This is a genomic window from Streptomyces sp. SID3343 (genome assembly GCF_009865215.1).
Lineage (GTDB): Bacteria > Actinomycetota > Actinomycetes > Streptomycetales > Streptomycetaceae > Embleya.
Window position 1 is genome coordinate 1 of record NZ_WWJX01000898.1, and the last position, 734, is coordinate 734.

The following is a 734-nucleotide window of genomic DNA, read 5'->3' on the forward strand; positions in this document are numbered from 1 at the left end:
GGTCCCGCCACGCGGAGGGTCCCGCGACACGGACGGTCCCGCCACGCGGAGGGTCCCGCGACACGGACGGTCCGCGACGCGGGTGGTCCATGTCACGGAAGTGCGGCTCGGCGGCTCGTCACCCGGTGAGGAGAAGTCGGGGGATGGCGCGAACGTAGCGCCCATGCCGACGACTTCGACCAGGGTTGGGGTGACCGCCATGACCGCAGCGAGCGCGAGATGGTCGGGCAAGGCCGACGTCGCGGGGAGGACGACGAGCGGGTTGCGCACGGCCCGGTCGTCGGGCAGGAACGCGAACATCGCAGCGACCGCCGGCGGCACGAACACGGAGTTCACGGTCGGCGCGACGCGCGTGAACGGTTCCGAGCGCAAGGCGGCAGGAGTTCGGCGTCCGGGGCCCGGAGGAACGTCACGAACAACACCCCCCGGACGGGATTGATCGCGTGCTCCGATGCCGGGGCCGTCGAGGGAATCACCCAACCGGCATCGCCCGCCCGGTGAGTCCACCGGCGCCCATCGCGCCCACGCAGATTGCGACTTGGTGGTTCTCCAGGACCGAGACCGGCCCCGCAAGCCTTCCCGCAGCCCCGTCGACTCCCCTGCTCGATCGAACATCGTACGGCCGGTCGGCCCGAACACCCCGGCCCGGCCGGTGCCGGCCGCGCGATCCGCGTACCTGCCCGGCCCGCACCGGGTCAGCCGCGCCCGCGCGGTTTCGGAAGCGGGGCCGATGC

At 73.2% G+C, this 734-nt stretch carries 1 pseudogene; it reads right to left on the reverse strand.

Annotated features, from left to right (window positions below):
* Positions 1-327 (reverse strand): annotated as a pseudogene (locus GT354_RS54565) (hypothetical protein); the annotation flags it as partial.
* Positions 328-734: the final 407 nt, after the last annotated feature.